Below are 11139 nucleotides of genomic sequence, written 5' to 3' on the forward strand. Positions count from 1 at the left end.
CCGGTGACTGGAGTACCGCGGACGCGGCCGGCTCAACCGTCCGGCCTGGAACCGTTCCGTCCCCACCCCTGCCCCTACCGTTGGTCCCGTACCCGCGGCCCGGGCGCCTCCACGCCGTTTCTGCCCCGTCCGGCGGTGGTAGAGGCACGGGGGCGGGGCCGCGTCAACGAGGACCTACAGGGGGAGCACATGACCGAACAGGCACTGCGGGTGGACGAGGCCGAACTACGCGGCCTTCTCGACGGACGGTGGGCCCACGTGCGCGAACAGGCCCGCGACGCCGTCCAGGGGGAGCTGTTCGCCCCCGTCCACGGGCTGTCGGTGGAGGACCACCGCGCCCGTACGCTCGCCCAGCTCAAGGCCCTGGCCAAGACCGACCTGCCCACCTACGGCTTCCCCGAGCCGGTGGGCGGACGCAACGACGTCGGCGCCTCCGTGGTCGGCTTCGAGATGCTGGTCAACGACCTGTCCCTCATGGTGAAGATGGGTGTGCAGTGGGGCCTGTTCGGCGGGGCTATCAGCGCCCTGGGCACCGAGGGCCACCACACCGAGTACCTTCCCGGCGTGATGTCGCTGGACCTGCCCGGCTGCTTCGCGATGACCGAGACCGGCCACGGCTCGGACGTGCAGAGCCTGCGCACCACGGCCACCTACGACCCGGACACCGAGGAGTTCGTGGTCCACACCCCCGACGAGTCCGCGCGCAAGGACTACATCGGCAACGCCGCACGCGACGGCCGCATGGCGGTGGTCTTCGCCCAGCTCAACGCTGACGGCGGGGAGCACGGCGTGCACGCCCTGATGGTCCCGATCCGCGACGGGCGGGGCGGGCCGATGCCGGGTGTGCGCATCGAGGACTGCGGTACCAAGGCCGGGCTCAACGGCGTGGACAACGGCCGTCTGGAGTTCGACCGCGTGCGGGTACCGCGCACCAACCTGCTCAACCGGTACGGGGACGTGGCCTCCGACGGCACCTACTCCAGCCCCATCGAGAGCAAGAACCGGCGCTTCTTCACCATGCTCGGCACGCTCATCCGCGGCCGGATCAGCGTCGCGGGCGGCTCGGGCAGCGCCGCCAAGGCCGCGCTGACCATCGCGGTGCGCTACGGCGACACCCGCCGCCAGTTCGGGCGGCCCGGAACCGGCGGAGAGCCCGATCGGGAGGTGCGTGTCCTGGACTACCTGGCGCACCAGCGCAAACTGCTGCCCGCGCTGGCCCGGACCTACGCGCTGCACTTCGCGCAGGAAGAGCTGGTGACCCGCCTGCACGAGCTGTCCCAGAGCTCCGAGCGCGACAACCGGGCCCAGCGCGAGCTGGAGTCGCGGGCAGCCGGGCTCAAGGCCATGGCCACCTGGCACGCCACCAGGACCATCCAGACCTGTCGCGAGGCGTGCGGAGGCGCCGGGTACCTGTCGGAGAACCGCATCCCGCAGCTCAGGGCCGACGCCGACATCTTCACCACGTTCGAGGGCGACAACACGGTTCTGTTGCAGCAGCTCACCAAGAGCCTGCTGACCAACTTCCAGGACTCGTTCGGCGACATGGACCAGTTGGGGCTGGCCCGGTTCATGGCGGGCAAGGTGTTCGAGACGGTCATCGAGCGCACCGCCGCGATCCCGCTGGTCGACCGGCTGGTCGCGGCCGCCCCGGGACGCGGCGAGGAGGCCGACCTGTACAACCGGGGCTGGCAGCTGGAGTTGCTGGAGGACCGCGAGAAGCACATCGTCGAAGGGCTGGCGGCACGGCTGCGCAGGTCCGGCAAGGACGGCAACGACGCCTTCGAGGTGTTCAACCGCGCCCAGGACCACGTGCTCAACGCGGGTCGCGCGCACATGGACCGAGTGGTGCTGGAGGCGTTCGTGGCGGGGATCGACCGCTGTGGGGACACCTCGACGGCCAAGCTGCTCAACCGGCTGTGCGACCTGTACGTACTGTCGGTCGTGGAGGAGGACCGCGCCTGGTTCCTGGAGCACGAACGGCTCTCGGCCTCCCGGGCCAAGGCGGTCACGCAGGCGGTGAACGACCTGTGCCGGGGCCTGCGGCCCTACGCGGTGCAGCTGGTGAACGCGTTCGGGCTACGCGACGAGTGGCTGGCCGCGCCGATCGCGCTGGGCGCCGAGCACGCCCGCCAGGGCGACCCGGTCCCCGGGCACGGCTGATCCGTCCCGGTCCGCCCCACGCGCGGGGCGGACATATCCTCGTCAAAGTTGAATAGCAGAGATCACGCGTGAGGGGTGGTGCGGATGTCGGCCATCCGGCTGCTGGTCCTGGGGGCCGTCCGCCTGCACGGGCGGGCCCACGGCTACCAGGTACGGAGCGACCTGGAGTTCTGGGGCGCGCACGAGTGGTCCAACGCCAAGCCGGGGTCGATCTACCACGCGTTGAAGCAGATGGCCAGGCAGGGGCTGCTGCACGCCCACGAGGTCGCGCCGTCCACCGCCGGAGGGCCGCCCCGAACGGAGTACGAGGTCACCGAGGAGGGCACGCGGGAGTACTTCGCACTGCTGCGCGAGGCGGTGGCCTCGTACGACGAGCGGATCGACGTGCTCTCGGCGGGGCTCGGCTTCATCGTCGACCTGCCCCGCCGGGAGGCGCTCGAACTGTTCAGGCGGCGGGTCGAGGGGCTGGAGGGGTGGCGCCGAAGCGTGGTCGGGTACTACGCCCCCGAGGACGGCCCCGGCCAGATGGGGCATATCGGCGAGATCATGGACATGTGGGTGCACTCGGCGGAGTCGGACGCGGCGTGGACGCGTGGCCTGGTCCGGCGGATCGAGGGCGGTGCCTACGCCTTCGCCGGTGAGGACGGCGACCCCTACGAGGGCGTCCTCGTGGAGAAGGGGCCGGACGGGGACTCCCCCGCCTGAGGCGGACCGGCGCCCTCGCCGAGCCAGCGCCGCAGGTCGGAGGCGTTACGCAGCTCGCCCCCGACCCTGCGCAGCTCCTGCCCGGTGAGGGCGGTCCCGCCCAGCCGCTCCCGCCACTCCTCGATGTGCTCGTCCTCTCCGAGGGAGATCGCGAGCTCGATCAGCATGGCCAGCGCCAGTGCCCGGTCGGCGGCGGAGGCGGTGTCGCCGTGCCTGCGCAGACCGGAGCGGACCCTCCGGAAGGCGGCGAGGTCGTCGGTCTTGAAGTCGCGCAGGATCCGTGCGCCGTCCAGGGCACGGGCGAGTCCTTCGAGCTCCTTCGAGCCGCCGTACTCCAGCTTCTCGGGCTCGTCGCGCCGGATGAAGATGATCGAGTTGCCCGACGGGTCCATCAGCGTGAAGCGGCTGGCACCCGGGCGGTGGCGCGTGATGCGCGGCAGCCCCTTCGCCAGGACCCTGCCGTAGGCCCGGCGCATGGCCCGGGTGAGGGCGGCGTGGTAGGGCGCGACCGCGTCGACCATGACCAGGCAGCCGCCGCTGTTCTCCAGCCCGGGGTCCGGCTCCTTCGGGGCGCGGCCGTAGTGCAGGTCGAAACCGCTCCAGCGCAGCGCCAGGTACAGGTAGGGCCTGGTCTGCTCGTAGGTGACCTCGAAGCCGAGCGCCCGGTAGAACTCCAGGGTGGCCTCGGCCGAGACGCACGGCAGCACGGGCACGGTCACCTCGTTGGCCCGCGTCACGCCCGCCTCCGGCTGTCGCCGCTCCGCGGCCCCGTCCGCTCGCCCGGTATCCGTTCCGGTCACGCGCGCCTCCCATTAGTCAAGTTTGATTAACTGGGAGGGGAGACCCTCCGCCTCCCACTGGTCAAACTTGACCACAAGGGCGGAACAGGCCAGGCTCCACCCGGGCGCGGACCTCGGACCAGCCTTCCCCGGACCGGCCTCGGACCGGCGCCGGCGACGCGCCGTGCCATGCGAACCGCCTTCGCAGCGGGGCTTTCGCCCTCCGCGCGGTCGGCCTAACATGAAGCAAGTTCATGTTAGGCAGGTCACACGTGCGCACACCCCCGGCGCCACCGCCCTCCTCCCGGCCACCACCACGGCACAGCGCCGAGGTCCCCCCGGCGCTCGCCGAACCCACACGCCCCGTACGCCGCCTGTGGGTGGCCGGGATCAGCTTGGCCAACCTGGGCATGTGGGTGGCCTTCTTCGGCCCCCTCCAGGTCCTGTTGCCCGAGCAGATCGGCCTGCTCGCCCCGGGTTCCAAGGAGACCACCCTGGCCTGGGTGACCGGTGTGGGCGCGGCCTGCGCCACCCTGGCCACCCCGCTGGCCGGGGCGCTGTCGGACCGCACCACCGGCCGGTTCGGACGCCGCCGCCCGTGGGTCCTGACCGGAGCGGTCCTGGGCGGCCTGGGGCTGGTGGTCCTCGGTCGGCAGGACGGTGTCCTCGGCGTCCTGCTGGGGTGGTCCTCCGTCCAGGTCGCGCTGTCCTGCCTGAACGCGACCCTGCTCGCCACCGTTCCCGACCACGTGCCGGTCCGCCAGCGCGGCGCGGTCTCGGGGTGGATCGGCATCCCCCAGTCGGCGGGCGTGGTGGTCGCCGTGCTGCTGGTGACGGTGGTGGTCACCGGAACCGCTCCCGGCTACACCCTGATCGGCGTGCTGACCATCGCCTGCGCGCTCCCGTTCGCGCTGCTGGCCCCCGACCCATCGCTGCCCCGCGAGGCGTGTCCGTCGTGGAGGGCGTTCGCGCACGGGCTGTGGGTGTCCCCGCGCCGGTACCCCGACTTCGCCTGGGCGTGGCTGACCCGTTTCCTCATGCAGACGGGCAACGCCATGTTCACCCTCTACCTGCTCTACTTCCTGATCGACGGGGTGGGCTACGAGAGGCTGTTCCCCGGAGCCTCGGCGACGGACGGCCTGATGGTGCTGATCCTCGTCTACACGGCGGCCGTGGTGGCCACGACCGTGTTCGCCGGGCTGGTCTCGGACCGGATCGGCCGCCGCCGGGGCATGGTGTGCCTGGCGGGTGTGGTGGCGGCCGTACCCGCGTTCCTGGTCGCCGCCTTCCCCACGTGGACGATGGTCCTGGTGTGCGCGGTGGTCCTGGGCGTCGGCTTCGGCATCTTCCTGTCTGTGGACAACGCCCTGGTCACCCAGGTGCTTCCGGCCGCCGAGGGGCGGGCCAAGGACCTGGGGATCGTCAACATCGCCAGCGCCGGGCCACAGGTGATCGCCCCCGCGCTGTCCGGGCCGATCGTGGTCCACCTGGGCGGATACCCGGTGCTGTACACCGTGTGCGGGCTGCTCACCCTGCTCGGCGCCGTTCTCGTGTGGCGGATCAGGGGTGTGGCCTGATGCCCTCCCCGCTCCCGATGAAAGGTAGGTACCACCCATGTCGTCACCGTTCCTGTGGGGGGTGGCCTCGGCCGCCTTCCAGGTCGAGGGCGCCCTCGACGAGGACGGGCGCGCCCCGTCGGTGTGGGACGTCTTCGCCGAGCGCCCGGACACGGTGCGCGACGGGCACAGCCCCGCCGTGGCCTGCGACCACTACCACCGCTGGGAGCAGGACGTGGACCTGCTCGACCGGCTGGGGGTGAACGCCTACCGGTTCTCGATCGCCTGGCCCCGGGTGGTGCCAAGCGGGCGCGGCGCGGTGAACGGGGCGGGGCTGGACTTCTACGACCGCCTGGTGGACGCCCTGCTGGAGCGGGGCATCACTCCGGTGCCGACCCTGTTCCACTGGGATCTGCCCCAGTCACTTGAGGAGGAGGGCGGCTGGAGTGAGCGCGGCACCGCCCAGGCCTTCGCCGGGTACGCGGCGGCCGCCGCCGACCGCCTGGGCGACCGGGTGGGCCGGTGGATCACCCTCAACGAGCCCCTGGTGCACACGGCCTACGGGCACGTGTTCGGCGTCCACGCCCCCGGCCGGACGCTGGACGTACCCGGGGCGCTGGAGGTGGCCCACCACCTGCTGCTCGCGCACGGCCTGGCCGCCGGGGAACTGCGCTCACGCGGCCTGGAGGCTCTGCTCACCAACAACTACTCCCCCGTCAGCACCGCCACCGGCGCCGACTCCGACGCCGCGGAGGCCTACGACGCCCTGCACAACCGGCTGTTCACCGATCCCGTGCTGACCGGCGCGTATCCGGACCTGTCCGCGTTCACCACCGGGGAGGTGCCCGGAGTGCGCGAGGGGGACCTGAACCTGATCGCGGGCAGTGCGGACGGAATCGGGGTGAACTACTACAACCCGACCCTGGTCGTCGCGCCCGCTGAGGGGTCCGGCCTGCCGTTCGGCTTCGGTGAGGTCCCCGACGCGCCGGTCACGGCGTTCGGCTGGCCGGTGGTGCCCGAGGGGCTCGGCCGGATGATCGACCTGCTGCGCGAACGCTACGGCGACGCGCTGCCACCGCTGTACGTCACCGAGAACGGCTGTTCCTGCGCGGACTCCGTCTCCGCCGGCGGCCGGGTCGCCGATCCCGACCGGATCGCCTACCTGGAGGGGCACGTCGCCGCCTTGGAGGCCGCCCGGGAGCGGGGCGCGGACGTGCGCGGGTACTTCGTGTGGACGCTCACCGACAACTTCGAGTGGGCCGAGGGCTACCACCAGCGCTTCGGGCTGGTACACGTGGACCACGGCACCCAGGCACGCGTCCCGAAGGACTCCTTCTCCTGGTACCGGGACCTCATCGCCGCCCGGACCGGGAATCAGTCCCCGACGGCGTCCAGGGGGCCGCTGTCGTAGTCCTCCGGGACCTCCTCGCCACGTCGGCGGGCGGGTTCCCACCACCACCAGTGCGACTCGGGCACCCATGCGGGCACCTCGTCCCCGACCATCGGCCGAGCGCTGTCCGCCACCTCGGCGAGGGTCTCGTCAATGCGCGGGATCGTCTCCAGGTCCCCCGGGCGCAGGAAGTTCAACAGGGGTACGAACTCCTCGCCGAGCAGCTCCAGCATGGACCGCCGCCAGCAGGCGGGCCGGTACCCCTCATGTTGGCCGTTCTCGGCCGCGGTCTGGCTGCGGACCACGTACAGGCCGAGCCGGTCGGGGTTGTTGCCGCTCACCAGCAGCCTGGTCAGGTCGGCGTTGAAGTTCTGCCCGGCCGGGGAGCGCCGCTCGCCGGGTGAGGTCGCCCGGTACAGGTCGACGAGCGCGGCGAAGGCGTTGTCCATCAGGGCATCGCGGTCCCTGCGGCGCGAGGCGCTCTCCGAGAAGGCGTCCAGTACCCGCCTGGCCAGGTCCGAGAGGTCCCTGCCCGCATCCGCGTTCACCTTCACACCGCCTGTTCAGCCCGAAACGACACCTTCGGCGGGCCCGCGGCCCACCGCTTCGATGATAAACACGCTCCGCACCGCGGAGGTAGCCGCTTCAGCCGGTCCGGTCCCGGATCTGCTCGTCGAGCGTGCGCGCCCACTGGCGCACGATCCGGTGCCTTCGGGGCCCGTCGTCGGTGAGCAGGTTGGCCAGCCCCAGGCCACGCGCCAGGTCCAGGGTGGCCTGCACGGTCTCCCGGACCCCGGGCACCGACTCGTCCACGCCCAGCAGCGCCACGGCGGACCGGTGGATCTCCCGACCCATCCGCTCCTCCATGGGAATGATCCGGTCGCGCAGGGCCGGATCACTGGCAGCCGCCGACCACAGTTGGAGGGCGGCCCGAAAGTCCACCCCGGTGAAGGCGTCCACGACCATCTGCACGACCGCCTCGGTGCGTCCGGGCCCCTCAGGAACGGCCGCCGCGCCGCGCCGCAGCTCCTCTCCGCGGCTGTCGACCATGTGCCGCAGGGCCGCCAGGAACAGGTCCTCACGTGTCGGGAAGTGGTGCTGGGCGGCGCCCCGGGACACCCCGGCCCGCCGCGCGACCGCGCCCACGGTGGCGCCGGCCGTGCCGTGTTCGGCCAGGCAGGACACGGCGGCCTCCAGCAGCCGGGCACGGGTGGCCCGGCTGCGCTCCTGGCGCGGCTCGCGGTCGGCCCCGGTGTCCACGTCATCTCCTCCCACCACACCGCCGCGGACGCCCCTGCCGGGCGCCCGCGGCGGTGTTTCTCCGCTCAGTACGACTTGGGCAGGCCGAGGGACTGCTGGGCCACGTAGTTGAGCACCATCTCCCGGCTCACCGGAGCGATGCGTGCCAGACGGGCGGCGGCGATCGCCGATCCCAAACCGTATTCACTGGCCAGGCCGTTGCCCCCGAGGGTCTGCACAGCCTGGTCGACCGTGCGCACGCACGCCTCGGCGGCGGCGTACTTGGCCATGTTGGCCGCCTCCCCCGCTCCCGCGTCGTCGCCGGAATCGTAGCGGAGCGCCGCGTGCTGGGTCATCAGACGGGCCTGTTCCAGTTCGATCTTGACCTGTGCCAGCGGGTGGGCCAGGCCCTGGTGCGCGCCGATGGGGGTGTCGCGCCACACCTTCCGCTCACCGGCGTAGGCGACGGCCCTGTCCAGGGCGTAACGGGCGCTGCCGGAGGCCAGGGACGCGGCCATGATGCGCTCGGGGTTGAGCCCCGCGAAGAGCTGGAGGAGCCCGGCCTCGGGGTCGCCGACCAGGGCGTCGGCGGGCAGGCGCACGTCGTCCATGAACAGCTGGAACTGGTGGTCGGGGCTGACCAGGTCCATCTCGATCCGGCGGGCCTCGAACCCGGGCGTGTCCGTGGGTACCGCGAACAGCGCGGCGGACAGGCGTCCGGTGTCCTCGTCCTGCACGCGGCCGACGACGAGGACGGCGTCGGCGACGTCCACGCCGGAGATGAAGGTCTTGCGGCCGTTGAGGATCCAGCCGTCGCCGTCGCGGCGCGCGGTGGTGGTGATGCGGTGGGAGTTGGACCCGGCGTCGGGCTCGGTGATGGCGAAGGCCATGACGGCCTCGCCCGTGGCCAGTCCGGGCAGCCAGCGCCGCCGCTGGCCGGGGGTGCCGAAACGGGACAGGACGGTGCCGCAGATGGCCGGGGAGACCACCATCATCAGAGTGGGGCACCCGGCGGCGCCGAACTCCTCCAGGACGGCGGCCAGGTCGCCGATGCCACCGCCCCCGCCGCCGTACGCCTCGGGGATGTTGACGCCCAGGTAGCCGAGTTCTCCGGCCTCGCGCCACAGGTCGGTGAGGTAGGCGCCCTCCTTGGCCCTGGCGCGGTAGTAGCCGGGCCCGTATCCGGCGGCGAACGCGGACACGGCGGCGCGCAGTTCGACACGCTCGGCGGGTTCGTTGAAGGTCATGGCACCGGTCACGGTTGGGCCCCTTCGTAGTCGAGCACGGCGAGGGGAGCCCCTGCGGGCACCCTCTGGCCCGCCGCGACCGGGACCTCCCGGACGGCACCGACGGCGGGTGCGGTGACGCGGTGCTCCATCTTCATCGCTTCCATACGCAGCAGGGTCTGGCCCTCCTCGACCCGGTCCCCCACGGCGACGTCCACGGCGGTGACGGTGCCCGGCATGGGAGCGGGCAGGGCGCCGGGGTCGACCGCGGCCTCGGGTTCGGGGAGGGGGTCGACGGGGGTGAGGGTGACCGCTCCCAGAGGGGAGTCGACGTGGACGTCGGTACCGCCGCGGTGGACGGAGAAGGCGCGGCGCAGGCCGTGATCCTCCAGGACCACCAGGCCGGGCGCGGCCGAGAGCACGCGGACCCCGGGCTGTTCGGGCAGGTAGGTGCCCCGAAGAGCGCGGTAGGCGGTGGTGACCTCGCCGCCTCCGGCGACGGTGTGGCGGCGCACGTGCGGCTGGGAGGACAGGTTGCGCCAGTTGGCGGGGATGCCGGTGGGAACGGTGGCGCCGGTGCGAGCGGTCTCCGCCGCGGCCAGCGCGGCGGCCAGCGCGGCGAGGCGTTCGGTGTCGGGGCCGGCCAGGGGCCGGGTGAGGTCGGCGCGTCGCTCGGTGTCCAGGTAGCCGGTGCTCAGCTGTTCGGGGCGGGTCTGGGCCGCCCCGAACGCCGGGTCGCGCAGTACCCGTACGAGCAGGTCGCGGTTGGTACCCACCCCGTGGACGCGCGTGGTGGCCAGGGCGGCGGCCAGGCGGCGGACCGCGTCGCGGCGGTCGTGCCCGTAGGCGACGACCTTGGCGAGCAGGGGGTCGAAGTCGGTGCCGACGGTGTCGCCGGGCTCGACTCCGCTGTCCAGGCGCACACCGGGGGCGGGGAGGGGTGCGAACCGGACTGTGGCGGCGGGGACGTCGAAGGCGTGCAGGACACCGGTGCGGGGGCGCCAGTCCTCGCGGGGGTCCTCGGCGTACAGGCGGGCCTCGACTGCGTGGCCGTGCGGCGCGGGCGGGCCGTCTCCCGGCAGGGGCTCTCCCTCGGCGATCCGGATCTGCCACTCGACCAGGTCCAGGCCGGTGACGCACTCGGTGACGGGGTGCTCGACCTGTAGGCGGGTGTTCATCTCCAGGAAGACGGGGTCGCCGAAGCATCCGTCGAAGACGGGCACGAGGAACTCGGCGGTTCCGGCGCCGGTGTAGCCGATGGCCCGTGCCATCCGGCGGGCGGCCTCGTGCAGGTGCTGGCGCAGGTGGTCGGGCAGGCCGGGGGCGGGTGTCTCCTCGACGACCTTCTGGTGGCGGCGCTGGACGGAGCAGTCGCGCTCGCCCAGTGCCCAGACGGTGCCGTGGGCGTCGGCCAGGACCTGCACCTCGACGTGACGGCCTCGTGGAACGTAGGCCTCGCAGAACACGGCCGGGTCGCCGAAGGCGGAGGCCGCCTCTGTGCGGGCGGCGTCCGCCTCGGAGGGCAGGTCGGCGAGGTCGCGGACCACGCGCATGCCGCGCCCGCCACCCCCGGAGACGGCCTTGACCAGTACGGGCAGGTGTTCGGGGAGCACGTCCCCTGGGTCGAGGGCCTCGGCGACGGGGACCCCGGCGTCACGGGCGATCCGCTTGGCCCGGGTCTTGGAGCCCATGCCTTCGACGGCCTCGGCGGAGGGTCCGATCCAGGTGAGACCGGCGGCGGTGACGGCACGGGCGAGGCCGGGGTCCTCGGACAGGAACCCGTATCCGGGGTGGACGGCGTCGGCACCGGCGGCGAGGGCCGCCCCGACCACGGCTCCGGGATCGAGGTAGGCCTCCACGGGACCGCGTCCTTCGGGCACGGGCAGGCGCACGGCGGCGTCGGCCTCGGTCACGTGCGCGGCGTTCTCCTCGCCGGGGGCGTGGACGGCGGCGGTGGCGATGCCGAGGGAGCGGCAGGTGCGCAGGATCCGGCGGGCGATCTCGCCCCGGTTGGCGACCAGGAGGGATGTGACGGGCCGGTGGGCGGCGGGCTGGTGGGAGGGCGCGTCGTTCAAGGTCTCCTC

9 protein-coding genes are annotated in these 11139 nt (G+C 72.8%); 4 read left to right on the forward strand and 5 right to left on the reverse strand.

Annotation, left to right across the window (positions count from 1 at the left end; genetic code table 11):
- The first annotated feature begins 189 nt into the window (after window positions 1-189).
- Together AC0T5L_RS19585 and AC0T5L_RS19590 are read left to right on the forward strand one after the other, a co-directional pair.
- Complete coding sequence (locus tag AC0T5L_RS19585; RefSeq protein WP_476166898.1) at window positions 190-2160, forward strand: acyl-CoA dehydrogenase family protein; 1971 nt, start codon at window positions 190-192, stop codon at window positions 2158-2160.
- Between the two features lie 84 nt (window positions 2161-2244).
- Window positions 2245-2865, forward strand: a complete 621-nt coding sequence (locus AC0T5L_RS19590; RefSeq protein ID WP_476166899.1) for a PadR family transcriptional regulator — start codon at window positions 2245-2247, stop codon at window positions 2863-2865.
- Here AC0T5L_RS19590 and AC0T5L_RS19595 read toward each other — a convergent pair.
- Window positions 2814-3665, reverse strand: coding sequence for a VOC family protein (locus tag AC0T5L_RS19595; protein WP_476166900.1), 852 nt, complete (start codon window positions 3663-3665; stop codon window positions 2814-2816). The two genes, AC0T5L_RS19590 and AC0T5L_RS19595, sit on opposite strands and share 52 nt — an antisense overlap.
- A 251-nt stretch (window positions 3666-3916) precedes the next feature.
- Here AC0T5L_RS19595 and AC0T5L_RS19600 point away from each other — a divergent pair, with 251 nt between their 5' ends.
- Together AC0T5L_RS19600 and AC0T5L_RS19605 are read left to right on the forward strand one after the other, a co-directional pair.
- Window positions 3917-5221, forward strand: coding sequence for an MFS transporter (locus tag AC0T5L_RS19600; protein ID WP_476166901.1), 1305 nt, complete (start codon window positions 3917-3919; stop codon window positions 5219-5221).
- A gap of 37 nt (window positions 5222-5258) precedes the next feature.
- Entirely contained in the window at window positions 5259-6611 is a 1353-nt protein-coding gene (locus AC0T5L_RS19605) for a GH1 family beta-glucosidase (RefSeq protein ID WP_476166902.1), read from the forward strand.
- On the opposite strand, the gene AC0T5L_RS19610 is transcribed toward AC0T5L_RS19605, so the two are convergent.
- From AC0T5L_RS19610 to AC0T5L_RS19625, 4 genes are all read right to left on the reverse strand, one after another.
- A complete protein-coding gene (locus AC0T5L_RS19610) occupies window positions 6575-7144 on the reverse strand; it encodes a hypothetical protein (protein ID WP_476166903.1) in 570 nt (189 codons plus the stop codon). The genes AC0T5L_RS19605 and AC0T5L_RS19610 overlap by 37 nt on opposite strands.
- Window positions 7145-7235: 91 nt before the next feature.
- The gene (locus tag AC0T5L_RS19615) at window positions 7236-7850 is read right to left on the reverse strand and encodes a TetR/AcrR family transcriptional regulator (RefSeq protein ID WP_476166904.1); all 615 of its coding nucleotides are present in this window, start codon (window positions 7848-7850) and stop codon (window positions 7236-7238) included.
- Between the two features lie 65 nt (window positions 7851-7915).
- Window positions 7916-9088: an acyl-CoA dehydrogenase family protein gene (locus tag AC0T5L_RS19620; protein WP_476166905.1), complete on the reverse strand. Its 1173-nt coding sequence runs from the start codon at window positions 9086-9088 to the stop codon at window positions 7916-7918.
- Window positions 9085-11130 (reverse strand): ATP-binding protein, encoded by a 2046-nt coding sequence (locus AC0T5L_RS19625; RefSeq protein ID WP_476166906.1) that lies wholly within the window; start codon window positions 11128-11130, stop codon window positions 9085-9087. The genes AC0T5L_RS19620 and AC0T5L_RS19625 overlap by 4 nt, the downstream gene beginning before the upstream one ends.
- Window positions 11131-11139 lie beyond the last annotated feature (9 nt).

It is taken from the genome of Nocardiopsis sp. TRM 82005 (genome assembly GCF_056312425.1).